At 66.5% G+C, this 26,631-nt stretch carries 11 protein-coding genes; 4 read left to right on the forward strand and 7 right to left on the reverse strand.

What is annotated here, in order from left to right:
• The first annotated feature begins 299 nt into the window (after nucleotides 1-299).
• The 3 genes from NO366_RS03735 to NO366_RS03745 all read left to right on the forward strand — a co-directional run bounded on the left by NO366_RS03735 (nucleotide 300) and on the right by NO366_RS03745 (nucleotide 12,225).
• Nucleotides 300-10,262, forward strand: a complete 9,963-nt coding sequence (locus tag NO366_RS03735; RefSeq protein ID WP_256532979.1) for a right-handed parallel beta-helix repeat-containing protein — start codon at nucleotides 300-302, stop codon at nucleotides 10,260-10,262.
• A 182-nt stretch (nucleotides 10,263-10,444) separates the two neighbouring features.
• Entirely contained in the window at nucleotides 10,445-10,693 is a 249-nt protein-coding gene (locus NO366_RS03740; protein WP_382274573.1) for a DUF3311 domain-containing protein, read from the forward strand.
• The gene (locus tag NO366_RS03745; protein WP_256532980.1) at nucleotides 10,690-12,225 is read left to right on the forward strand and encodes a sodium:solute symporter family protein; all 1,536 of its coding nucleotides are present in this window, start codon (nucleotides 10,690-10,692) and stop codon (nucleotides 12,223-12,225) included. Before NO366_RS03740 ends, NO366_RS03745 begins: the two co-directional genes overlap by 4 nt.
• Before the next feature lie 11 nt (nucleotides 12,226-12,236).
• On the opposite strand, the gene NO366_RS03750 is transcribed toward NO366_RS03745, so the two are convergent.
• From NO366_RS03750 to NO366_RS03775, 6 genes are all read right to left on the reverse strand, one after another.
• The gene (locus tag NO366_RS03750) at nucleotides 12,237-13,523 is read right to left on the reverse strand and encodes an RNA-guided endonuclease InsQ/TnpB family protein (protein WP_256532981.1); all 1,287 of its coding nucleotides are present in this window, start codon (nucleotides 13,521-13,523) and stop codon (nucleotides 12,237-12,239) included.
• A gap of 258 nt (nucleotides 13,524-13,781) precedes the next feature.
• The gene (locus NO366_RS03755) at nucleotides 13,782-14,258 is read right to left on the reverse strand and encodes a DUF8159 domain-containing protein (protein WP_256532982.1); all 477 of its coding nucleotides are present in this window, start codon (nucleotides 14,256-14,258) and stop codon (nucleotides 13,782-13,784) included.
• Between the two features lie 43 nt (nucleotides 14,259-14,301).
• Nucleotides 14,302-15,090 (reverse strand): cohesin domain-containing protein, encoded by a 789-nt coding sequence (locus NO366_RS03760; RefSeq protein WP_256532983.1) that lies wholly within the window; start codon nucleotides 15,088-15,090, stop codon nucleotides 14,302-14,304.
• 5 nt (nucleotides 15,091-15,095) lie between these two features.
• A complete protein-coding gene (locus tag NO366_RS03765; protein ID WP_256532984.1) occupies nucleotides 15,096-16,358 on the reverse strand; it encodes a dockerin type I repeat-containing protein in 1,263 nt (420 codons plus the stop codon).
• On the reverse strand, nucleotides 16,358-24,238 hold the full coding sequence (locus NO366_RS03770; protein WP_256532985.1) for a S8 family serine peptidase: 7,881 nt from the start codon (nucleotides 24,236-24,238) through the stop codon (nucleotides 16,358-16,360). Before NO366_RS03770 ends, NO366_RS03765 begins: the two co-directional genes overlap by 1 nt.
• Before the next feature lie 413 nt (nucleotides 24,239-24,651).
• A complete protein-coding gene (locus NO366_RS03775; RefSeq protein WP_256532986.1) occupies nucleotides 24,652-24,810 on the reverse strand; it encodes a hypothetical protein in 159 nt (52 codons plus the stop codon).
• Nucleotides 24,811-25,571: 761 nt separating this feature from the next.
• Between NO366_RS03775 and NO366_RS03780 the strand changes: the two genes are divergently transcribed.
• On the forward strand, nucleotides 25,572-25,832 hold the full coding sequence (locus NO366_RS03780) for a hypothetical protein (RefSeq protein ID WP_256532987.1): 261 nt from the start codon (nucleotides 25,572-25,574) through the stop codon (nucleotides 25,830-25,832).
• An 83-nt stretch (nucleotides 25,833-25,915) separates the two neighbouring features.
• On the opposite strand, the gene NO366_RS03785 is transcribed toward NO366_RS03780, so the two are convergent.
• Entirely contained in the window at nucleotides 25,916-26,596 is a 681-nt protein-coding gene (locus tag NO366_RS03785; RefSeq protein ID WP_256532988.1) for a cytochrome c biogenesis protein CcdA, read from the reverse strand.
• Between the last annotated feature and the right edge of the window lie 35 nt (nucleotides 26,597-26,631).

Raw genomic sequence — 26,631 nt, forward strand, 5'->3', positions numbered from 1 at the left:
TTCTCGCCTCGAAGAACGAGAGCCGCACGGCCTCGCCTCGTTCGGGTGCAGGGCCGGAATATCTCCAGACTACAGGCCGGCCCTAGACACCTAGGGCTCCGATTTATCCCCCGGCTGTCACATCCGAGCGGTATGGAGCGAACTCGTTGTCTGTGGACGAGCGGGTCCACAGTCGGGGGCGATGGTCGGATCGGGGGCACCGCAACACGAACGCGCTCGTCGTTTCGGAACGGTACACTGCCGGGCGAACGAGGAGCGTCGACGACCGTCCGCGCTGGTAGATCCGGGTGGATGAAACGATGACAGACCGACTCGTCACGTCGCGCGCGGGGCTACTCGCACTCGCGATCGTCCTGGTGACGGTGGCGGTCGGGGCGGCGACCGTCGGGGTCGGTGGCGCCCAGACCGCACAGTCGAGTCACACGATCGACGGCTGCGGGGTGATAAACCAGTCCGGGACGTACGAGCTCACGGGGGACGTCACCGGAATCGATAATACCGACATGATCGGGGGCCAGGACACGCGTGCGGTCTGCCTCGACGTTCGGGCGGACGACGTCGTCATCGACGGGAACGGCCACGTCTTCGACGCGGCCGACGACGACTGGCAGTCCGAGCAATCGGCGATCCACGTCAACGGATCCGTCGACGGTCGCCAGAACGTCACCGTCCGGAACGTCGCGCTCACCGACTGGCCGCGAGGGATACTGGTCGACAACGCGGACGACGTCCTCGTCGACGGGATCGACATCCACGTCCGCGAGACGCGCTCCGCCTCGTTCGAGGCGGGCGTCGACTGGGGGTACGGGACGAGCTCGAACGTCACCGTCCGGGACAGTCGGTTCGAGGACACCTACGACGCCGTTAGCCGTGGCGACGGGGCGAACATCGTCGTCGAGAACAACACCGTCTACGGGGCGATACAGGTCGTCGGCGAGAACGCGACGGTCGTCGATAACGACGTCAGGGCGCACCCGGACGGCTCCGACGGTCGCGTACGCGTCGACGGAACGGACGGCCTCATCGCGCGGAATGCGATCGAGGACGGCACCGTCGAGGTTAGCGGGAGCGGGACAACCGTCCGGTCGAACGTGGTTCGTAACCTCTCCACCCCGGTCTTCGCGATGGACGTCAGCGGGGACGATCACGCAGTTCGGAACAACACGATCGAGAACGCGCCGCGCGGCCTGGCCGTCGGCGGCAGCGGCCACGTCCTCAGAAACAACGCGATGGCCGAAAACGACGAGAACTTCCACCTCGGTCTCGATCAGACGACGACCGATCCGCTCGGCACATCCGACTTCGCCTCGCTGGATATCGACACCTCGAACACCGTCGACGGCGAGCCGATCCACCTCTTCGCGGGCGTCTCGGGTCACACGTTCGACGGGGACGGCTACGTCGCCTACGTCGACAGCGAGGACGTGACGATTCGCGACGTGAGCCTCTCGAACAGCACGGACGGCGCGTTCCTCTACAACGTCACCGGTGCGACGGTGGAGAACGCGACGTTCACCGAGCATGCGAACGGGATCGAGGTCGCGAATTCGAGTGACGTGACGGTCTCTGGGAGTACGTTCGCGGATAACACCGTCCGCGGGATCTTTGGCCAGCCGGACGGCGGTGGTCTCGAGACCATCCGCGTTGCCAACAACACGGTCACGGGGACCGGCCAGGGAGTGGACACCGGTCTGTACGGGATCACGGCGAGGGCGACGAACCTGACGATCCGGGACAACGACGTTTCCGGGGGGGAACACGGTATCTACGGCGCCGGTGGAGGCGTGACTGTTCGGACCAACGACGTGACGGGGACCGGCGGTCACGGGATCTTCGTCGAAGGGGCCAACACCTCGATCCGGTCGAACGCCGTCACGAACGCCGCCGGAACCGGTATCGTCCAGGACTACTGGAACGGCCGGAATCACGAGATCGTCGGGAACACGGTCGAAAACAGCGGGAACGCTGGCATTCGAACCCAGACGGGCGGCGTCGCCGTGACTGACAACGTCCTCCTCGACAACGCGGACGCCGGGGTCCACTTCAAGGGAGAAGGGAATCACGTCGCGCGGAACAACACGGCGAGGCGCAACGAGTTCGGAATCAGACTGTACGATTACCATTCGGGACTCGGTGAGGATCATCCGATCAGCGACTCGCTGGTCGCGAACAACACCGTCACCGACAACACCGACACCGGAATCGCCGTGGGGACGACCTCTGAGAATAACACAATTCGGAACAACGACGCGACCGGCAACGGGGACGGGATCCTCCTCGAAGACGTCGGTCACCACCGCGTCGTCGACAACAACGTCTCCGGAAATACGGACGACGGCATCTACTTCCACGACTACCACTCGCCCTACGAGTTCACGCCGACCGTGTTCCGTAACAACACGGCCACGGACAATGCCGGCGACGGGATCGAACTCTCGAACGCGAAGGCCGATTACACCGATCAACCGAGCGGGCCGTTCGTAGTTCGCGAGAACCTGGTTCGTGACAACACTGGACAGGGGATCGTCGTCGGAAACTCGCTGAATGTCACCGTGGCCGACAACGGCCGCGTGAGCGGGAACGGCGAGACCGGTATCGAGGTGACCAACTCCGCGAACGTCTCCGTGACGAACCACACCGTGACGGACAACGGCGTCGTCGCGTCGTACGGCGTCGCCGGCTTCTTCGCGGGCGGGAGCGACGTGACCGTCTCGAACCTGACCGCCGATTCCAACGCCGATATCGGGATCTGGTTACAGAGTGTGGACGGCGTTAGCCTCGATTCGAGTGTCTCCGCGAGCGACAACGGCGGTGACGGGCTCTTCCTCGAAAACGCGCGGAACGTCACCGTCGACGGCGTGCCGGCCGACCGCAACGGCGGACACGGCGTCGAGATCGTCGACACGCAGTCGACGACGGTCCGCGACCTCTCGGCGAGCGACAACGGTCTCGCGGGACTCTCTGTCAGCGTCGACAACGGTCCGGACGTCGAGAACGTGAGCGCGCGGAACCTGACGCTCGAGCGCAACGCGGTCGGCGTCGATACGCGGACGACCCACAACCTGACGGTCGCGAACAGTACGATCCGGCACTCCAACGCGTCGAAGGCCCGGTTCGTCGCCGAAACCGAACTGATCGACGGCGAGGAGTTCCCCGTCAACGGGACTGGCATCGTCGGCGAGGCGTTGCTGGACGGCGCGCTCAGAAACAACACCATCGCGGGCAACGACGGTCGCGGGATCGTCGTGGCCCGCGCCGCGGACGGCTCCGCCATCGTCGGGAACGCGATCACGGACAACGGCGGTCACGGCGTCGAGTACCGCGCCGTCGACCGATCCTCGACCGTCGTCGACAATCACGTCGCCGACAACGGCGGCACCGACCTCTATCCGCCCGCCGCGGAGAACGGCGATTCGGGGCTCTATTTCGAAGGGGCATCGAACGTCACGGTCCGGGCGAACACGATCGAGACCAACGTCGAACACGGAGTCTGGATCCGCGGCGGCAGTACCGACGCCACGGTCGTCGACAACACCGTCCGGTCGCACACGACCGCGAACGCGAGCGGCCACGGCGTGTTCGTCGATAGTCTGCTCCTCGCCACGCCGGACGGTATCACCATCGAGGACAACGCGGTCACGGACAACGACTACGGCATCACACTGTTCGACCAGAACGGCAGCGTCGTCCGCGGAAACGACGTCGGCGGGAACGACGTCGGGGTCCGGTTCGGTTCCTCGACGATTCCCGTCTCGATCCAGGAGACGACCGAGTGCACCAACGACGGTGTGCTCGAGACGCGAAACGTCTACGGCGGCGCGACAGCCGGCGTGATCGCCGACAACGACGTCGAGAGCGAGCGGACGGGCCTCAAGGTGATCACGCATCCCTCGCAGGTCAACGTCTGTGACGGCTCGGTCGTCCTGGAACGGTACGACGATCCGACGATCGAGGATACCACGATCGCGAACAACCACGTCAACGCGTCGAACCCGTTCAACGTCTCGCGAACCCGCCTCGACTATCCGTCGACGGCCTACCAGTCCGAGTTGAACGGCACCAACGCATGGAACGCGACGAAGACCCGGACCGGCAACGTCCTCGGCGGCCCTTACCGCGCTGGGAACGCCTGGACCACTCCCGACGGCACCGGCGTGAGTCAGACCTGCGACGACGCCGACGGCGACGGCATCTGCGACACGGAGACGATGACCGTCGGGACGAACAACGTCGATCACTTGCCGCTGGCGCAGACCCAGCCCGGCTACGTCACCGCGGCGATCGATTCGACGACGGCACCCGTCGTCTCCGGCGAACCGCTCGGCGTGACCGCGACCTTCACGAACACGGGAGACAACGCGTCGACGCAGTCGGCCTCGCTGTCCATCGACGGCTCGACGATCGACTCGACGTCGATCTCGCTCGCGGCCGGCGCGTCGACCACGGAGACGTTCACCTGGACGCCGACCGCGGCGGACGTGGGAACCCACACCGCGACGATCGACTCCGGCTCGGCCACGGCCGAGACCGAGGTCACCGTCCGACCGAACCTGTCGGTGACGATCGACGGAACGAACGCGCCGATCACCGACACGCAGACGCTCGCGGTCGAGACCACGATCGCGAACAACCGCGACACCGAGGTCACCGAAACCGTCGAACTCCGGGACTTCGACGGGACCGTCGTCGACAGCCGGGAGGTCACCCTCTCCGGTGGCGCGTCGACGTCGGCCCAGTTCGCCTGGGAGACCGCTGCCGGTGACGACGCGACGGGCGACGTGTCCGTCCTGAGCCAGCACGACACGGCGACGGAGACGGTCACGATCCGTTCGGGACTGCTCACGGGGTGCCAGACGATCGACCAACCCGGCCGCTATCGGCTCGGAAGCGACCTCTCGGTCGGGAGTGCGCCCTGTCTGACCGTGGGTGCGTCCGAGGTGACGATCGACGGTCAGGGCCACGCGGTCAACGGCACTGGAAGCGGAACCGGGGTTCTCGTCGACGTGGCGAGCGGGGCGACCGCGAACGTCTCGCTCGCGAACCTGACCGTTCGAGACGTCGATACGGCCGTCTCGGCCACCGTCCCGGACGACGGCTCGCTCTCCGGCATCGCGCTCGACTCGGTGAGTACCGAGACGACGAGCGGCACCGGCCTGGCCGTCGCCGTCGGTGAGAACGGGGTCGTCGAGGACGTGGCGGTCACCGACAGCACCCTTTCGACCGGAGACGGCGGGGTCCGAATCGAGGACGACTACGGGGCGAACGCGACGGTTCGCGACGTCGATATCGCAAACAGCACCGTCGACGTCGGCGGCTACGACCCCGGAATCAGTCTGAGCCTGACAGACGAGACCAGTCGGATCGACGACGTTCGTATCGCAGACAATGCGATCTCCGCGAGCGAAACCGCGGTACTGTTCGACTACAGCGGCGACGGGACGACGGTCGAATCGGTCCAGGTCGTGGACAACGACGTCGAGAGTGCGTCCAATCAGGGGCTGACGATCGATGGCGCCGCCACCGGAACGACCGCGCGAAACGTCCACGTCGCTGGCAACAACGTCTCGTCCGGATCTGAGGGGCTGTCAGTCGCGCTCGAGAGCGGCGACGTCTCCGTCGAGAACCTCACTATCGCCGACAACGTGATCGCGACCGACGGGAGCGACGGCCTCTCGCTCGAAGCCGCCGATTCGGGCGTCACCGTCCAGGACACCGAGCTCCGAAACAACACGATCCGGTCGGCGTCGATCGGGATGTATCTCGACGTCGGTGGGAGCTACCAGGGCGGCGCATCGTACGACCTCGCGGTCGTCGAGAACGACGTCGACGCGTTCACCAGCACGGGTATCGACGTCTACGAGGTCGCGGTCAACGAGTCGACGCGACTGTCGATCACCGACAACACGATCACGACCGCGAGCGGTTCGACGACCGGCGTCGCACTCGAGACGACCAACGGGTCGACACCGGTCGGCGCGACGATCGACGTCAGTCGAAACGACGTCGAGACGGGCGGTGACGCGGTGGCGATCGACAGCGGCTCGGACTGGCTGGGGCCGATCGACGTCACTGAGAACGATCTGGACGTACCCGGGGACGGCGTTCGAAACGACGCGACGGGCGTCGGCGGCCAGGCCTGGGTGAACGCGACCGGAAACTACTGGGGCAGCGCCGACGGGCCGTCGAGCCCGGGCCCCGACGCAGACCCGGTGACGGGCACACTCGCCGACGGGGCCGGGAGCAGCGTCACGAACGGCTCCACGACGGGCGTCGCGAACGTCCACTTCGATCCGTTCGAATCGTCACCGGTCGCGGGTTCGAACGTCTCGATCACGATCGATTCGACGAACTCGCCGGTCACCGCCGGCGAGACGCTCTCGGTCACGGCCACCGTCGAGAACACCGGCTCGACCCAGCTCCTGCGAACCGTCGGGCTCGCGACCGACGGGGGAACCGTGCGGGACTCGACGGACGTGACGCTCGCCGGGGGTGAATCGCGAACGGTCACGCTCGAGTGGGCCACCGCGTCCGCCGACGCGGGCACCTACACCGCGACCGTTCAGACCACGGGCGACGCCGACTCGACCGAGGTAACGCTCGAAGACGGCGGGCCAGGAGACGCCACGCCGATCGGCGGCTGTACGGTCATCGACTCGCCGGGTACCTACGAACTGTCCGGATCGATCGCGAGTACGTCGGCCGAAACCTGCATCGAGATCACCGCCTCGAACGTCACGTTCGACGGCCAGGGCCACGCGATCGAGCGCAGCGGCGGTTCGGGGCAATACGCCATCAGCGCGGGCATGGTCTCGAACGTCACGGTCGAGAACGTCGTTCTCGACGACTGGGGCGAAGCCGGCGTCTCGGTCTTCGACGCGACGGACGTTGCGGTGCGAGACTCGATACTGCGGAACAACCAGACCAGCATCGACGTCTCGCAGACGAGCAGCGACGTCCTGATCCAGAACAACACGGTCAGGAACGTCACGCCGCACGGAATCGGCCCGTCTGGCTCGAACGTCACCGTTCGCGACAACGTGGTGCTCGACGGCGAGGACGGGATCACCGTCCTCGACGCCGGCGCCGGCGGCGTGACGCTCGTCGATAATTCGGTGCAGACCAACTCGAACGCGGGCATCCGAGTGCAGGCAGATGGGGTGACGCTCCGGAACAACACCGCCACGGACAACGTCCGCGGCGTCTGGCTCTACGGCGCGTCGGACATCACTGCGAACGCGACGACGTTCGCGGACAACGTCCACGGGACCGTCGAGTCGACCCCGGGCTCCGGCGGCGCAGCGGCGACGAACAACACGTTCAAAGACGCCGACCTCGGCTACGACGGAGCCACGGTCACGTTCACCGTCGGCAACGCGACGGTCACGTCGGAGACACTTCAGAGCGCTCCCGCGCTCCCGAGTGGAACCACGGACATCGGCGTCTTCCTCAGCGCCGGCATGCTCGAGAACGGATACGTCGACGCGACGGTCGCGTACGACGACGCGGCCGTCTCGCACGTCGACGAGTCGACGCTCTCGGTCTGGCACAATCAGAGCACCTGGACCGACGTCGGCGGCTCGCTCGATACCGGCGCGAACACCATCGCGAAGAACCTGACGACCAGCGGCCACTACGCCGTGCTCGCGGACGACGGCTCGTCCGGGCAGGCGCCGACGGCCGCCTTCGACTACGCGCCGTCGAGTCCGGTGGCGGGTGATACCGTCACGTTCGACGCCTCGGGGTCGGCAGACCCCGACGGGTCGATCACGACCTACGAGTGGGACGTCGACGGCGACGGGAGCTACGAGAAGAGCGGCGCGAGTCCGACGGTCGATCACAGCTACCCATCCGACGGCACCTACGACGTCACGCTTCGCGTGACCGACGACGACGGAAACACGGATACCGTCTCGAAGACCGTCACGGTCGCGGCCCAGGAGCCGCCGACGGCGACGTTCACTATCGCGCCGACGACGCCGAACCCGACGGAGACGGTGACGTTCGACGCGTCGGCCGCGTCCGATCCCAACGGGACGATCACCACCTACGAGTGGGACGTCGACGGCGACGGCAACTACGAACGGGCCGGCGCGAGTCCGACGATCGATCACGCGTACGCGTCCGCGGGGACGTACGACGTCACCCTCCGCGTGACCGACGACGACGGCGCGACGAACGCGACGACGCGGCCGGTCACGGTCGTCGACACGACCGATCCCACCGTCGAGCTGACCGGTATCGGTCGGTCGTCCACGAGTCTCGCCGCACCGACCGGTCAGACGATCCACACGAACGGCTCGCTCGCGTTCGAACTCGACGCGAACGGGACGCCGGGGACGGCCGTCAGCTCGTCCGTGACCCTCCGGGCCTCGTTCGCCAACTTCGACTCCGTCGTCGCCGCGACGCACGACGGGGGCGATACGTGGACCGGCACTACCGACCTCTCGGGGCTGGTTGACGACGGGAACTACTCCGTGAACGCCTCGGCGGTCGACGCCGGGGGCAACCTGAACGAGACGGCGGCCGACGTGACGGTTCGCCTCGATCGCGAGTCGCCCACCCTGGGCGCGAGCGTCTCGCGGGTGAACGACACCGCGGGGCAGGTCATCCTCAGAGCGTCCGAACCGCTCGCCGACGCCCCGTCGATCACGGTCGAGACGCCCAACGGAACGACCGAGACGGCGACGATCGTCGATTCGTACCCGAGACTCTGGAACGCGACGTTCTCGCTGAACGGGACCGGCCAGTACAACGTCACCGCCACAGGAACCGACCGCGCGGGGAACGTCGGAACGGGCACCGCGACGTCGGTGATCGGCACGGTCTCGACGGGGAGTGGTGCCACCTCGGACGGCCACGTCTCGACGGACACCGACTCGGCGGCAACCGGCAACGCCACGACGGACGCCGACGGTACGACGAACAACACCGCCACGGTCGTCCTCCGACCGTCCGGCCTGTTCGTCGACGTCACCACCGACCAGCCGGCGACCGACTCGGTCGTGCTGACCGAGAGCGACACGCCGGTCGAACCACTCGCGTCCGGGACCGCCGGCGTCTCCTTCCTGAACGGCGAGTTCGGCGACGCCATCGCGGGGAACCTCTCGCACGCGGAGATCGGCATCCCCGTGACCTCGGGGGCACTCCCGCCGGGCGTCGACGCGTCGGCCGTCGAGATCCGACACTACGACGAGGCGGCGGCCACCTGGGCGTCGATCCCCACGACCGTCGAGAACCGCTCCGTCGACGGGACGACCCGGGAGTACTGGGTCGCGAACGTCACGCACTTCTCGACGTACGGGGCCGTCGTCGTCGACGATACCGCACCGACCATCGAGTCCGCGACGCCGAGTGGCGACCTCGATCCGGGGACCACGAACGCCACCGTCGAGTTCACCTACGGCGACGCGGTGAGCGCGGTCGACCCGTCGACCGTCTCGCTCTCGTTCGACGGATCGACCGTCACGGGTGCCGAAAACGCCTCGATCACCGGGGAGTGGGCGTCGTACAACGCGACCGGTCTCGCACCCGGCGACCACACCGCGTCCGTGACCGTGACCGACGCCGCAGGCAACAGCCGAACCGGCGAGACGACGTTCACGATCCCGGATGGAGACGGAGGCGGGCCGGGCCTGCCGCCCGCCCCACCGGGCGACGGCGACGACCCCGAGCCCGGCCAGCCGATCGAGGACGCGAACCCCGACGAACCGGGCGTCCAGGTGATCTTCCCCGACGGTCCGCTCGCGGCGATCTCCTTCGACGACCAGAGCGCAGCAGGCGCCGGGAACGTGGTCGTCACCGAACCAGCGACGGCGCCGGGCGCGCTAACCGACCGGTACGGGGCGGAACGAGTGCTGCTGGTCGCCGACGTCACCGTTCCGGAGTCGGTCGCCGACAGCGACGGGAGCGTGGTGTTCCGGCTCTCGCCGTCGGCCCTCGGCGACTACGCGACCGACTCACTCCGTGTCGTCCGCGTCGACGACGGATCCGTCGACGAACTCGAGACGCACGTCGACGACTCAGGCACCGGTACACGGTCGGTCACCGGCGAGACGTCCGGCTTCTCGACCGTCGCAGTCGTCGCCGTCGACGACGACCCGTCCGCCGGCGACGGCACGGACGGAACCGACTCCCCGGCCGGAAACGAGTCCGACGGCTCCGACGGAGACGGATCGGCGGACGGCGTGCCCACCGTCGGCCCCGCTGTCGCGCTCCTGGCCTTCCTCCTCGCCGCGGCCGTCGCCGCTCGCCGGGACGCCTGAACCGGCGGACGGCGGCGGTTCTGTCGTAGCACTCGCGTCCGCCCGCTGTGTTCTACTCACTCTGGTACTCGCGTTCGCATGGTCTCGGTACTCGACCTCGGTCGCCAGCCGCCGCGTCTCGCCCCGAACTCTCGCCGAGGACGTGTAAACGTTTAATTGGGTGTGGCGGCGAGTCCGCGACGATGAAGGCGATTTCCCGCGTCGAGCGGCTCGGGTGGGTGGCGGCGATGGCCGTCGTCGTCGCGCTCACCGTGCCGTGGTTTCTGTGGGGTAGCGACCGACTCGTCGCCGGCCTCCCGCTCTGGCTCTGGTGGTTCGTCGGCTGGATGTGCCTCGCCGCCGTCGTGTTCGGCCTGTTCGCCAGACGAGCCTGGGGGCTCGGGATCACCCACAGCGTCGGTTCCGACCGACCGGCGGGTGAGCGGTCGTGACCGCGGCCCTGCAACTCGGAATCGTCGTCGGCTACCTCTGCCTGGCGCTGGGTGTCGGGATGCTCGCCTATCGGGCCACCGACCGGACCGCGGAAGACTTCTACCTCGCGAGTCGGACCTTCGGCACGGTCGTCCTGCTGTTTACCGTCTTCGCGACGTTGCTGTCTGCCTTTACCTTCTTCGGCGGCCCGGACACCGCCTTCGCGCGCGGGCCGGAGTGGATCCTCGTCATGGGTCTGATGGACGGGGTCCTCTTCGCGCTGCTGTGGTACGTCGTCGGGTACAAGCAGTGGCTGCTCGGCCAGCGCCACGGCTACGTGACGATCGGCGAGTTACTCGGCGACCGGTTCGGCTCGACGAGAGTCCGGGGACTCGTCGCCGGCGTCTCGCTGTTCTGGCTGTTTCCCTACGTCATGCTCCAGCAGATCGGCGCCGGCGGCGCGCTGGCGGCGCTGACGGACGGCGCGATGACGTTCTGGATGGGTGCGACGCTTATCACGGCGTTCATGATCGGCTACGTCGTCCTCGCGGGAATGCGCGGCATCGCCTGGACAGACACGCTCCAGGGCGCGTTCATGCTCGTGATGGTCTGGGCCGCGCTGGCGTGGGTGCTCGCGAGCGTCGACGGCGGCCTCGCGACGATCAACGCCGGCCTGGATTCGAACGCACCCGCCTTCCTCGCGCTCGGCAGCGACTGGTACACGCCCCAGCGGATGCTCACCTTCGCGATCTCGATCGCCTTCGGCGTCGCCATGTTCCCGCAGGTCAACCAGCGCTTCTTCGCCGCGGCTTCCGAACGCGTCCTGAAACGCTCGTTCGCGCTCTGGCCGCTGCTCGTCCTCCTGCTCTTCGTCCCCGCGTTCCTGCTCGGCGCGTGGGCGAAGGGACTCGGCCTCGAAGCGGACGTCGCCGCCGGGGAGTCGATCCTGCCGGTCGTCCTCGACGCATACGCTCCGGGTTGGTTCGCCGCGCTCGTGATCGCCGGCGCCATCGCGGCGATGATGTCCTCCTCGGACTCGATGCTGCTCTCCGGCTCGTCGTACTTCACGCGCGACCTCTACCGACCCCTCGTCGACGAGACGCTCTCCCAGCGTCGCGAGGACGCGCTCGGTCGCCTCGGCGTCGTCGGCTTCGCCGTCGGCGCGCTGGCCGCGAGCGTCTGGGTCGAGGAGGTCGGCGCCTTCGGCGCCGGTAGCGTCGGCTCGCTGCTCGTCGAGATCGGCGACCTCGCCTTCGGCGGCTTCGCCCAGCTCGCCCCGGCCGTGATCCTGGCGCTGTACTGGCGCGGGACGACGCGGACCGGGATGATCGCGGGACTGGCCGTACCACAACTGGCCTATCTCGCGTTCAACTTCCTGCCCGCGACCGACGTCGGCGGCGTCACCGTCTTCGCCCCGACCTACTTCGGCTGGGGCATCTCGCTGTACTGCATGCTCCTCGGGGTGCTCGTCACGTGGGGCGCCTCCGTCGCGACCGCCCACGCCCCGGCGGAGAACGTCGGGCGCACCGTCGACGAACTGGCCGCCGAGTAAACTACCCCACCCTACTCGCTCACGGCTTCGCCGTTCGCTTCGTTGAGGGTGGCGCTTTCGCGTGGACTCCCGTTCTGGCCGCCGTCGGCGGCAGGCTCGTATTCGCCGTTCACGTTCAACGTCCCGCGATTCAAGCGCACGTTTACGGGTGCGCCTCCACCCGACGACTTTTGCGCCGAGCGGAGATGCTTCAGACCGATATTCTTCGCCGCGTTATAGTCCGCGTGCGGTGAGTACCCGCACTTCAGACACTCGAACACGTCCTGTCCGTCCGAGGTCGGGCGGTTGTTCTCGTGAGTGAATCCACACTTGGAACACCGCTGGCTCGTGTACGCAGGACTCACCTGTTTAGCCGAGATACCAACCATCTCGGCCTTATACTCGACGTACTCGAACAGGCGTCGGAACGCCCATGCGTGGAACTTCTTGGCACGAGGCATCCGCTCACGAATCCCCGTCAGGTTCTCAAACGCGATTACGTCACAGTCGTGTTCGACGGCTTCTGCGACGAGTTCCTTCGAGACAGTGTGTAAGAAGTGGTTGTAGCGACCTGTCTCGGTACGCCCGACCGACTGGATGGTTTCGTGAGCGGCCCGCGTTCCACGCTGTTGAAGCGAGCCACGTCGTTTCTCGAACTCGCGGTGCCAATGGTTCAACTCCGACCCGTTCCAGAACGTCCCTGTGGAGGTGACGGCGACGTTTTCGATGCCGAGGTCAACGCCGAGGACTGTTCTGTGCTCGTCGTTGCCTTCGTCGGCAGTCTCGGACTCCACGTCCGCCGTTGTTCGGACGTGAAGGTAGAAATCGCCGTCGCGGTAATGGAGTTCCCCGCCCGTCACTTCGTAGTCGTCGCTGAATAGGTACTCCGAGTGGGGAGTCTCGCGACTCTCGTCGGGAAGAACGTACTCGGCGATGATGCGTCCTTCGACGGTTGAGAGCGTTGCGTGGTCGTCGTTGAAGGTCGCACATCGCTTGTCGTAGAAGAGGGTCGGGGCGGTGAAGTGCGGTTTCCCCGCGTAGTCACCGTGCTTCCACCGAGCGACGACGCTCTGTACGGCGTCGGCGGCCTTGTTGCGGGCGTTCTGGACGAGGTTCGCTTGAAGCCTCGTTTCGTCCCGAACGTCGTCGTAAGTTTCGCGTTGAAGTTCGGCTTTGCTCGTAGTCTTGTACTCGCCTTGCCATGCGTGGTCTACGACGTAGTTGGCGGCCCACAGGAACTCGGAAATGGTTTCGTGGCGGCGGTCGGCGTCGCTGTCGGCCACGTCGAGTTTGACGGGGACGGTGCGACGTACCTCCATCCAGGTTTCAGAGGTATCACCATGCCTTTATATTAATAACGATTTGGTAGCGGAGTCGACCAGCCATCGAGCGTAGTTGGTGTAGTACCGTGTCGGTTTCCTCTCAGACCTACTCGCTCGCTCCCTGAGGTCGGAGGTTCCACCTCGAATTACGCTGAGGTCGGTGACGCTCCGGCGACGAGAGCACGGAAGTCGACCGCGATTCAGACGCCAATTCCGCCGACTCGGTCGACTCGCCGATCTGTCGGTCCCGATCCGTCACGCACCGCTTCGTTCGATCGTTTCGAGGACCTTGAGTGTGAGTTCGTTCGCCGTGAGTTCGTTCGACTCGTAGCGGTCGTACCACTCTCCCCTCGCGTACCAGGTGATGGTCTCGTCGCCCTCCAGCGACGCGTCGGCGTTCAGCCTCGTCGCGGCCCACCCTGCTCCGAGCTGTTTGAAGTAGAAGCCGCTGATGCGTCCGATCTGATCCGCGAGCCGCTGATAGTGGCGCTTCGGAGTCGTATACTCGAGGCGCACGGTCGGGCGGGTCGACGCGAGCGTGTCGACCGTCAGGTCCAGTTGAGAGAGATCCCGCTCGAACGCAGTCAGGTACGACCGCCCATCACTCGCGTTCTTCGGGCCGGTCGAGCGTGCTGACGACGGTGCATCAGCTGCGTCACCGCCGGTGCAACCGGCGAGGCCCGCCGCGACGGCGGGGACGACGCCGGCGACCAGCAACCGTCTTCTGTTCATGGGTTCACAGTCTGGGATCGGTCGACGTCGGTGGCGACCAGGTTCAGGTACGCCCGCCGTGGGCAACCAGCGCGGTCAACGCGATGGCCAGCAGCGCGACGGTCACGCCGAAGCCGGGGATCCCGTCGCCGGAGCTATCGGACCCGTCTGACCCGTCGGATCCATCCGATTCGTCACCGGAACCGCCCGCGCCGTCGGAGCTCCCGTCGCCGCTGGCGTCGTCGGAACCGCCGTCACTCGAGCCATCGCTCCCGCCTGCCTCGTCACCGCCGCTATCGTCACCGCCCCCGGGCGGCGCGGGCGGCAATCCGCCGCCACCGCCGCTCTGGACGGCGATCGAATCGCCGGTCCCGGAGACGGGAATGTCGTTGCCGTCCGCGTCGGTGAACGTCGAGATCTCGACGTCGATCGACGCCGACTCCGTCGCGTTCACTCCCGTCGTCTCGACGTCGAACAGCGGTCCGTCGCCGTCCGGGCCGGTCTCCTGTCCCGTGTAGCCCGTGACTCTGAGTTCGCCCTCACTCGGCGTCGAAGATTGCACGTCGAAGGCGCTGTCCGCATCACGGGTCGCCGCGAGCGTTATCTTCGACGGATCGTACGTGAGGGTGATCGTGAACGAACCGACGCCTTCGGCATCCGTCACGTCTTCGAAGTCGACGTCACCGACGACCGTCTCGTTCGTCCCCACGGAATCGGGCGTGTCGACGACGACCGACGCTCCGGTCTGGGACGCCACGGTCCCGATGCCACCGGCCGAGAGGGCCGCGGCGCCGACCGCGATCACGACGACCAGTACCAGCGCGCGCCTCGTCCGCTGTAGTGTTCCTGCCATGTCACTCACGTTCCGCTGTAGTCCGCGTTTCGGTTGTCGTTCGCGTACTGTGCGATGTACATCGCGTCGACCGCCGTCACCTCGCCGTCACCGTCCACGTCGTAGTACGTCGTGCCCGCACCCTGGCGGGCAACCTCGGACGCGACCGTGTCGGCGTCGTCCGAATCGACGGTGCCGTCCGCGGTCACGTCACCGAGGCGATAGCCGTCGAACGTGACGGTAACCATCGTGTCGTCAGCCGCGTCAATTCTGGCGTTGGTCACGGTACCGGTGTCAGTCAGCTCGATCGTTCCCGAGTCGACCAGGCCCGTCCGGTCGCTCACCGGGCCGACGGCGGACTCCGTCGGGACGGCGACGACCGCCGTTCCGCCGGCGGTCTGCAGGAGAAAGCTCACGTCTACCTGCCGAACCCGCTCGGCCGTCGGCGATTGGGCCTCCACCTGGCTGGTCGATCCCGCGAGCACCCCTGCGGTTCGATCGGTCGCGACCACGGTCGGATCCTGGAGTGCGTCGGGGACGGTGTAACTAACCGACGTGGTGTCTCCAACTCCGATCGTCCGCTCGAACGTCGGGAGCGTGACCGGGGATCCGTCGGGTGCCTCCGCAGACACTTCGTACGTCCCCTCGACGCGGTCGACGGCAGCCGCACCCGACCCGACGGATTCGCCGTCTACCAGCACGTCCGCGTCCGAGATCTCGTTCCCATCCGGATCCGCCACGGTCGCGGTCAGCGTTCCGTACCCGTTCGCTGTCACGTCCTGTTGGGTCCGCGCCGTGACACTCGGGTCGTTCTCGTTGTAGAGCAGCCGCGTCTCGGCCTCGACCGTCGCGGTGCCGGGTTGGTCGATCGAGACGTTCACGTAGTAGGTGTAGGCCTCGCCCTGCGGGACGTTCTCCCCGAAGAGGAACACCGCGTCTCCGTCGCCGATCGAGCTGGACTGGATCTCGGCGTCGTTGACCGGTTCGGTCGTTCCGTCGGGGTACTCGACGTACGCGCGCTCCAGCGCGTCCTGGGATACCGAATAGGCGTCCGGCAGTGCGAGCTCGACGATGGGGCTGAACAGGTCGCTCTCCCCGTTCGTGTTGTCCATCGTCACGCCGATCGTCTGTCCGTCGTCCGCGACCAGTCCGTCACCCGTCTCGATACTGATCTCGTATCCCTGTTCGGTCGATCCATCCTGCGCGACCGCCACGCTCGCCGTGAGAAGACAGAGCGCGAGCGTCGCGGCGACGACCAGCGCAGGGAGCTGCGTTCGCACGGTCGACATCAGGCGTCACCTCCGTTCCTGACGTACTCGGTCTCGTCGATCAGCTGTTCGTTCGAGACGCTGGCGACGACGAGCCCCGTTCCGTCGCTCTCGACCGTCAGTTCGAGCGTCTCGGAACTGTTCCGCAGTTCCTGGAGCGTCTGGTTGTCCGCACCCGAGAAGCTGATGGTCTCGAGCGTGACGTCGCCGCCGATCTCTCGGGACTCGTTTATCAGCTCGGTCTGTCCGTCGCTGATCGTGACGGTTACCGTTTGCGCGTTGGTCTCGCTCGTCGTCGTGGCCTGCAACGCCTCGATGGCGATCGCCGTCGCGCGCGTGTACCCCCACGAGCCGTCCTCCTCGTAGACCGTCCGAAGGTAGCTGTTCGCGGTCTGCACCGTCGCGTTCGTGGCGTCGACACCCGCGGCGTCGAGCGCCAGCACGGCGTGGGCGCTCGTCTCGCTCACCGTTCCCTGCCAGGCGAAGGAGTTCGAGTCGTGGTACGGTGACCACGAACCGTCGGCCTGCTGGGTGTCGGTGAGGTACCCGACCCCGTCCGCCGCTGCTGCGTCGACGGCGGACTGGTCGACGCCGGACAGGTCGTCGGGTGCGGTGGCGAGCCCGCGGATCGCCAGTGCGGTGGCCATCGCGGATTCACCGTCGTCACCGTCCCAGGAGCCGTTCGCGTTCTGCTCGTCGAGCAGGTAGGAGACCGCGTCCGCGCGAACGTCGTCGACCACGGTCGCGTTCGCGCCCGCCTGCTCGGCCTGTTCGAGGCCGATGAGCGCGAGTCCCGTCATCGACCGCCTGTCGTCGTAGTAGTGGTTCGCCTGGAAGCTCCCGTCGCCGTTCTGCGTGCCCTCGATCCACTCGGCGGCGGCCGTCCGGTCGATGTTCGCGAGATCGTCGCCGACGGCCGTCCTGTCACCCTGCACCGGGTCGTTCGCGACTTCGGACGTCCCGTAGAGCGCGTAGACGGTGTAGAACAGGTCACCGGACGGATCGTTGCCGTACATGCTCCAGGCGCCGTTGTCGTGTTGTGCGGCGGCACCGTCTTCCGGTGCGAGCCTGTCGACGCCCCCGGCGATCGAGTCGTTGATCTTCTGTCGATCGTAGTCGACCGTCGTGTTCCGGTAGTACTGGTCGGTGTTGAGCGCGGTCAGCATCGGCGACGTGGTCTGCTCGACGCAGCCGTACGGGTATCTGACCAGGTAGTCGAGGCCCTTGAGGGTCCGACCGCTCGTCCCCGCCTGCAGGTCGATCTGCAGGTCGTGTTCGAAGGTCGTCTCGGTGCGAACCTCGAACGCGATCGAGCTCGTGTTTCCGTCTTCGATCGTCGTGGCGTTGTCGTCGCCGACCCTGACCTTGGGCACGGTGACGTTCGTCGACGCATCATCGGTCGCGCGCTTCTCGAAGGCCTCCGCGATCACGGTCAGCTGCTTCTGGGTGCCCTGACCGCCTTCGGCGGTGACCTCCCACGACACGTCCCTCGTACCGTCGACGTACACCTGCCTGGACCGCTCGTCGACGACCGAGAGGCCCTCGGGCGTAGAGAGCGTCGCGTTCACCGTCTCGCCGACGTTCGCGCCGACGGTCGAACTCACGTAGAACGTCGATCCGTTCTCGACGCTCGCGGGAACGGTGGTGTCCGAGACCGAGACCTGGTACGGCCGCACGCTCAGTTCCGCCGACGACTCGTTACCGGCGGGGAACAGCGTATCGCCGTTCACGGCGAGGTCGACGGTCGCGTTCTCGGCCGTCACCTGGAACGAAGTCGTGTTCGCAGCGCCGGGGGTGAGCGACGGCACCGTCAGCGTCCGTTCGCCGCCGTCTATCATCGGCGTCTGTAGCGACGCCGTCAGTTCGTCACTCGACGCGTCCCCGGCGTTTTCGAACACGACGTACATCGTCGTGTCGGCGCCCTTGATCTCGCGATCGGGGACGGCCAGTCGCGTCCTGATGTCGCTGTAGGTCACGCGCGTGGTCGTCGAGGCGTTGTTGTTCTCCGCACTGACCTCCTCGACGTCGGTGTCAGCCGCGGCGGCGGCCCGAATCGAGAGGTCACCGGTCAGCCGGTTCGACTGGGCGAACGCCGTCAGGTCGATCGTCTCGGTGCGTTCGTCGCCGGCCGCGAGCGAGTCGACGGAGACGGTCCGCGACTCCGTGAGGGTCCCGTTCGTGGCGGTCACGTCGACCTCGAACGGAGTATCGTACGTCGCGGCACCGTCGTTGGCGACCGTGACGTTCGCGGTTACCCCGTCCTGGAGGCGCTGTTCGTCGGCGACGTCGAGCGTCGTGACGAGGTCTGGCCCCTCGACGACGGTCACGGTGATCGTTTCGCTCGCCGCGTTTCCGGCGTTGTCGGTCACGGTGACCGTGATGTTCTTCTCGCCGCTCTCGGCGAACGTGAAGGCTGCTTGCGGGCTGTCCTGCGTTGCTTCGCTCCCATCAGGTGCCGTGAACGTGTAGTTCGCGATCCCGCTGCCCGCGTCGGTGCTCGCGCTCGCGTCGACGGTGATCGTCTCGTCGACGACGGCCTGCGAAGGCGCGTCGACGCGGACGGTCGGCGGCGTGGTGTCCTGGCCCCCGTCGCCGTCCGATCGGAGTGCGATCGTCACCGACTCGTTCTCCGTAACGTCGAGGCGTCGCGTGTAGTCGTCGTGTTCGTCGACGTACTCGCTGTCGCCCTCGGGCGGCGCAGCGCGGATGGTGACGTTGTCGGCGAGTTCGATGCCCGTATCACCTGTCGCGGTAGTGACTCGGCCGTCCGCGTTCGTTTCCGTCACGGCGACGTATCCCGTCGCCCCGTGGGGCTGTGTGCCGTGGCTTTCGGCTTCGAGGTGGGCTCCCGATACGGGATTACCCGACTCGTCGACGACCTGAAGTTCGACGTGGTGGCCGTCCGGGATCGTGTGCGTTCCGACGTCGACGTCGGACCGGAGCGTGTCGACAGACGCGATCCGGTAGAGGTCGACGACTCCGTCGGTCTCCCCAGGCGCTTGCGAGAACGCGACCTGGTAGGGGTTGCCCCGGGGGACGCTGACGGAGAAGTTCCCGTCGGCGTTCGTCTGGCTACTGTTCCCGGTCGCCTCCTGACCCGATCGATGCAGGGCAGAGACGTACTCGCCGGCCGCTGGCGTCCCGTCGGCGAACTGCACGGTTCCGTTGATCGCAGCTTTGGAGACGACGCGCATCGAACTGAAGGCGGCCTCCGAGTCGGCGGTCGACTCGGTCGCGTAGCCGGCGCGCAACAGGACGTAACCGGTGTCGAACTCGTCCGCGAGGTCGGGCGAGATGGTGAACGAGGCGGTCCCGTTCTCGTCGGTCGTGGCGATCGACGCGTTTCCGGCAGCCGTATCCGTCCCGTCCGCTCCCGCCTCGATGTAATAGAGTGGGATCGTCGCGTCCGGAACCGGGTCGCCCGTGCGGTCGGTGAGGGTGACCGTCACGTTCGCCGTCGATCCGGCGGACACCTCGTCCGGCGACGATATGTGGGCGGTGAGCCCGCCGACAGAGAGCGCGTCGTACCCGCCCCAGCTGTCGGTTCCGAGACTGGTTCTGACCGAGTACTCTCGCTCTTCGCTCGCCGGCACGGACTCGTCGAACGCGCGCGAGACCCACGTGTCGTCGGTGCCGTTGCCAACGTACCCGACGAACACGTCGCGCTGCGTGTCGTAGTCGCCGTCGGGCGCGCCGAGTTGGACGAGCGTCGACGTCGCGTTCGTCCGCTCCCAGGTCGACTCGTTACGGTACGTGACGTTCAGTCCGAGCGATCCGGTGTCTTCGTCGTAGGAGAGTTCCGGCCGCGTGATCACGCCCGGCTGGTCGTCCGATCCGTCCTGTACCTCGTCGACGTAGGCGTGGGCGGACGTCCTGTCACGTACCGCGTTCCCGGTCGGGGTCCTGAGGCCCTCGGCGATCGCCAGGATCTCCTGGCTGTGGAACTCGTCCGAGACGTTCCGGTAGTCCAGATCCGGTGCCGGAATCGACGTCTCAACCGTGCCGGAATCGTCGGTCGTCACGGTCGTCGTCTCCCCGCCGGTCGTGTACAGCACGACCTCGGTGTTTGCCACCGGGTCACCGGTCTGACCGTCAGCCAGTTGGACCGTGAGGTCTATCGACTCGTTCGGAAGGGTCCATCCGTTCTTCTGGTACTCTCGCCAGTCCGCGTAGACGTCCAGCTCGTACGTATCGCTCTCCTCGGGATCGGACGGCGTCCGTGTAAACTCGTCGATCCGCTGGTCGACGAACACCATCGCGTTGTTCTCGTAGACCGACGCAGTTTCGGTATCTATCGCCGGGTCGTTCGGCTCCACGGTGACGAAGCCGACGCGTGCGTCCTCTGGCGGTGATACGTCGACGTCACCGATCCCGTTCGAGGTCGGCGAGACGTTCGTCTCGGTCGTGACGGGGACGACTCCCTGCGCCGAAACGTTCTCGATCGCGGCGTCGATCGCCTCGTACTGTTCTCTCGTCAGTGGATCCGCCGTTCCTCCATCCTCCCGCTCCTTGGCGAGTGCCTTCGCCACGGAGTCGGGGAGTTCGCCGTACAGCGCGGCGGTCTGGCGGTCGGTGAGCCACTGCACCCGCGCGGTCGAATTGACGTCGCTCGGGGTTACGTGCTGCTGATCGATCTCGCCGGACCCGGTCCGCCGTTCGACGGTCTGGAACGTCAGCGCGGTCGAGGTCCCCGGCGAGGTCACCTGACTCTCGGGGTACAGGGTACTTTCGTACGCCACGCGTCGGTGGACGCGGACGGACCCGGCCGATTGCGTCTCGTCCGTCGCGGTGAAGTTCGACGCAAAGGCGACGTCGAAACCAATGAAGTCACTCCCTCTGGACGCGTCGACGAGATCCGCGTACTCGTCTGGCGATACCGTCGTCGTGAACACTCCGTTTTCGACGGTGAGGTTGTCGAACGTCGTCTCGTTCTGGTTCCCGGCGAGACGCAGGGACGCCTGACCGTCGTACGGCGATATCGATCCGTCCTCGATCGTGTACACCGGGACGTTTACCTCGAACGAGTCGTTCATGCGTGCCTCGTAGTTACGCGCCACGACGGTTCGATCGGGCGGATCGGTACCGCCGTCGCCGATCGTCGGACCGTCGTCGACGTACGGCGGGTTGACGGTGTACGTCTGCGAGACGAGATTACCGTGACCGTCTTCGATCTCGATCTCGAACTCGCTGTAGGAACTCCGATCGGTGTTGAACGAGGTGTTGGCGATGCCCCGCGCGTCCGTCCGGACCGTCTCGTTCGCGACGAGTTGGCCGCTGTCCTGGTCCCACAGGCTAAACTGGAGCGGCTCATCGGTCGCCGGCCCGCCCGCCGTCGCGTTCCACGCCACGCCAACGCCGGGGACCGTCACGGGATAGGATGTGTCCACCTGGCCGTCGTTCGGCAGCCGATCCGACGCGGTCCGTTCGTCGTCGGCCGCGACGACGTGCCAGTCGAATTCCGACGTGTTGATCCCGTACGAATCGGTTCTGACGTCGAAATCGACGTATTCCGGGTGGTCGTCGAAGGCCCAGTCGTTGACGTGTGCGAAGGAACTCTCGGTTGGTTCGAACGTGACGCCCGATTCGTTGTAGACGTACGTCTCCGCGGATCCGTCGTATAGCTCCCCGTCGAACGTCCTGGTGACGTTCACGCGATACTCGGCACCGTCGTATCCGGGGTGACCGGTCGTGTCGTCCCCGTCGGCATCGAGGTACGCGGTGAACGTCGCGTTCGGGGCCGTTGCGTCCGCCATTCCGATCTCGAAGTTGGCGTAGGTCCCGTCCGCGATCACTGCCCCTGCTTCCAGGTCGGGCGCGACTCCGCCGGCGTCTCCGACGGTATCCGCCACGGGATCCTGGTCTACGTACGCATTGGATTGGTCCGTGTAGCCGATCCCCGCGTACAACTCCCGCACGCCGGATTCGGGCTGATCACCCGGCAACTCCTCGGCCGTGACGCTATCGACGGCTGCGTACGCGTCGAGCGCGCCGGCACCGATCGCGCTCTCAGGTAGCGGCGCCGGTTGGGCGGTCGACTCCAGCGTCGATTCGATCGTCGAACGGTCCAGCGACGAATCGGCCCCGAGCATCAGCGCGATCGTTCCGCTGACGTGCGGCGCGGCCATCGACGTCCCGCTCTTGCGCGTGTACGGTTCCGCACCGGTGTGGACCTGCGTCGAGCCCGCCGATTCGACGTCGACGCCGGGTGCGATCAGGTCGATGCCGGGCCGCGTGTCCGCGCCGAAGCCGACCGGACCGCGACTCGAGAACGGTGCGACGTCGAGCGAGTCGGGCATGCTGGCCCCGACGGTTATCGCGTTCTCCGCGACGCCCGGTGAGCCGATGGTCCGATTACCGAGTTGCCCCGCGTTTCCGGCCGCGATCACCGGGATTGGCCCCGTCGATTCGAGATTGTTTACGGCCGCGGCGACTTCGTCGGTCCCGTCCGGCACGTAGGCCGTCGTGGCGGTCACCGCCGCGGTGACGTTCCCGTCGTTGTCGTTGGCGAGTTCGACCGACCAGTTCCCCGGATCGAGCGTCCGGCTGGTCGACGGCGTGAACTTGTACAGGAGCTGTCCCTCCGGGACGGTCCCGGTTTCGAACGCGAAGCCGCCGTCGTACCGTTCGAGCGTCTCGTTGCCGTCCGGATTCCGCAGCGTGACTGAGAGGTTCTCCGTCACGGCGGCCGGCGTCTCCTCGGGGTTACTCCCCTCGTAGGAAACCCCAGAAACGTCGACGAACACGGACGCGGGCCGGTACGCGTCGGCGACGGTGGCGTTGACCGACGAGCTTTCGTTCGCCGTCGAGTGTACCGCGACGGTCGTATTGGTCGACTGGCCGGGTCCGACCGTCTCGTCCGTGTTCGTCTGGGTCGGTATCGGGTCGAATCCGAGACTGGCCGACGCGACGTCGGCGCTCTGGTTCGCACTCCACTCGAACGCGCTGATCACGTCCGAGACGTGACCGCCGCCGCTACTGTCGAGGACGCGCGCGTCCAACAGGTCCGCACCCGGGGCGACGCCGACCGCCTGCTTCGCGTCTCGCTGGCCAGCGATGGTCCCGGCGACGTGGGTCCCGTGTCCCTGTGGATCCCCGGTCGTGTTGTCGCCGACGAAGTCCATCCGATCGACGACCTGTCCCTGGAGGGCGGGATGGCTGTCGTCGATACCCGTGTCGATGACGCTCACGGTGACGCCCTCACCGGAGATGCCCGACTGGTGGACGCTATCCGCGCCGATCTCTTCGATACTGTCGACGCGTTCGCCTGACGTCTCTCGCTCGAAGTCGTCCGGCGTCGGCGTCAGGTTTCCGAACTGCTCGAGGCGCTCTCGGAACTCGTCGAGGCCGGAGTGGCCGGTCTCGTTCAGGGCCGACACCCGGCCGTCCAGAACGACCTCGTCGACGACCGCGCTGCGTGCCACCTCCCGGATGACGTCTTCGGTGGCTTCCACGGCGATCGCGTTCCGCAGGTACAGCGACGTCACGTCGTCGACACGGCCGCGCTGTTGCTGGCGTTCCAGGTACTGCATCGTCGGGCCCTGCGTGTCGGCGGCCAGCGCCTTCATCCCGCGCTTCGCCTCGGCACTCGAGAGGCGATTCAGTTCGAGTTGGTCCTCCGGTTGCGTCCGCAGGACGAGGATAACTGGTACCGTCTCGCCGGCACCCCCGTCGTCGAGCCTGGCCTGCACCGCCGACGATAGCTTCGCGTCCGCCGTCCCGGTCGCGGGCGAGTTCACGGACCCGGCCTGTCCCAGACCGGCCTCGACCGCCTGCGTCGATCGGTCGGCGGCGGGAGCCCCAACTCCGCCGCCAGCCATCGCCGCGGATGCGACCGGTGACAACGCCATCGTCACCGCGAAGAACACCGCCAGCAACCGCGTAGAATAGCCCAGGTACGTCATGTCCCGTACCACCTTCGGGCAGTCCACTGTGCCCACCTCGTTCGCGTCGTGTGATCGACGTATTGCCTGCTCATCGAACGGATGACAGAAACGGAGGCCCTTAATTCTTATCGCTCCGAAAGACAATCTTCTGAGCTAGAATGTTGGGGAAATTTTCTAGTGTTACGAATCATTTACGCCTACCCGATCGAACGATTCTATCTCAGAACCTCGTACAGCCGTTTAGGTTGTTTTGGTTGTCACAATTTCCTGTAGTTATAGATAATCAATGGTTGTGGAATGAATAGCGGACGGTCGAAACGTACCAGAAGGGAACACAGCAACAGGCATCCACTATCCGATCCGTTCCGTCGGCTCGCAGACAATCACCGCCGAAACGATCGCGTACCGAGATCACACTCAGCGATCGATCGTTACCCTCGCAACGCCCGAACGTCCGCGAGCGACAGCCAGCATCCGCACGGACTCGCCGCGTGGGAGTGTGGACCCGACGACGTGATGCGGACCACGGGCGTCTCACAGCGCGGGCACGGCGGGAACAGACACTCGTCCGGATCTGGGGCGTCGCTCATCGGTTCGCCCCGCCGAGCATGGCCGCGAAGGTGTCCGTGTCGAACGAACAGCCACACGGATCGGCCGTGTGCAGGTGCGGTCCGAGCGTCCGGATCGTGATCACCGGCTCCGTGCACTGTGGGCAGGGTGGATACTGCTCGCGCGGGACGATCCCGATGCGATTCGGATCGATCGGCCTGTCGATCTCGACACGGAACGAATCGTCGGCGGAGCCGGTCGTGGCCGCGTGGGTGTGCGAAAGCAGTGAAAGAGGGAGTGATAACGGGCGTGGATCACGGTGCCTCGGACTCGTCGGGAGGGCCGCACCGCTTTTCGTATCCAGGGGTATGCGGGCTGTGCACGGGGTTTATGGTCGTCTGGTTTGTAGCGTGTCGTGGCTTGCGTAAAACCCTAGGATCGGGTTTCGGAAGCCACGTCTCGGGTGTGCCAGCACCCGGACATTTCTGCCGACTCCGGAAGACCGGAGCCAGTGGCTTCCACGCGAGAAGACGGATACAGCATTGTACATCTACTGGAAATTAGCGATTTTTTGGAATGGGGTCGTGTGGTGGGAGTGGTTAGGGAACCCGACTCTCTATGGTGGATTGTTGGCACTGACTGTGAACCAAAGCCGATCGATTTTGGACCGGTAGATCTCCAGAGGGCCTGCTGGACGCTCTTCCGTCAGCCGGAGAACCATATGAACGAGGCGTTCACTGAAAGCTCTGAACGCAGCAACACGGGTGTAAAGACTCTTCAATTATTCCCCCAACAGTGACGTATGATCGAGCGGCAAGACCGGAACGGACTGCGAGACGGAGCGCTCTTTCTACTCGGCGTCGTGGGTATCGTTCTCGTCGAAGTCGTCGCATCGTCAGGACCGGGCGGAAGTGAGCAGACGGCAATGCACGGCTTCCTGTTCGGGTGCTCGGTCGGAATCATGTGTTCCGGTATTTTCCGTGCTACCGGCAAACAGGCCATCTCCTCGACGGTCGCACTGGGGATCGGCTTCGCTTTCGGTGCTGTTGTCGACGTATTCTGAGTCGTATCGATGGACCAAGCGGGACGTCGTGTCACTCATCAAGGCGGGATGTGAGGGCCGGCCGAGGGGACCACGTCGCCCGCCTACGGGCCGGCGAAGGCGAAGTCGACGGCGTAGTAGACGTAGAGCTGGCCCAGGCCCGCGAGGATCAGGAGGGCGCCCGCGACCTGTTCGAGGCGGCCGCGGTGGGCCAGCACCCACTCGCGCCCCGCGGAGAGGCCCGTGCCGGCGGCGACGGTCACCGAGACCATGAGCGCGGCGACGGTCAGGACGTAGCTTCCGAGGACGACCAGCGCGTACGTCGTGGATCCCGAGAGCGCGAGCGCGGCGACCGCGAGCACCGCCGGGGCGACGCACCCCGCCGAGGCGGCCGCGTACCCGGCTCCGAAGATCCCGAAGCCGAGGATCCCCGTCCGGCGCTTCGGTAACTGGATCGACAGCGAGGGAGCCCGGTCGAAGACGACCAGCACCCCGAGGACGACGAGGGCGACACCGACGGCGGGTTCGACGACCGACAGGACGTCGACGACTCGGTTCCCGACGACGTAGGTCGCCGCCAGGAACACCCCGAGGACGACGAGGACGCCCGCCCCGGCGACGAGGCCGCGCGAAAGCGACCCGGCGAGGGAGGACTCGCCCTCCGACCGCCCCACGTAGAAGCCGACGTACCCCGGCAGGAGGGCGTACGCGCAGGGCGAGAAGAACGTCAGCACGCCGGCGTAGACGGCGAACCCGACCGCGCCCGCCGTCGTGAGGCTAGCCACGGCGGATCACCGCCGGTCGGAGGCGGGCGACTGAC

Origin of the sequence: Halovivax cerinus (genome assembly GCF_024498195.1) — an archaeon.
Taxonomy (GTDB): domain Archaea; phylum Halobacteriota; class Halobacteria; order Halobacteriales; family Natrialbaceae; genus Halovivax; species Halovivax cerinus.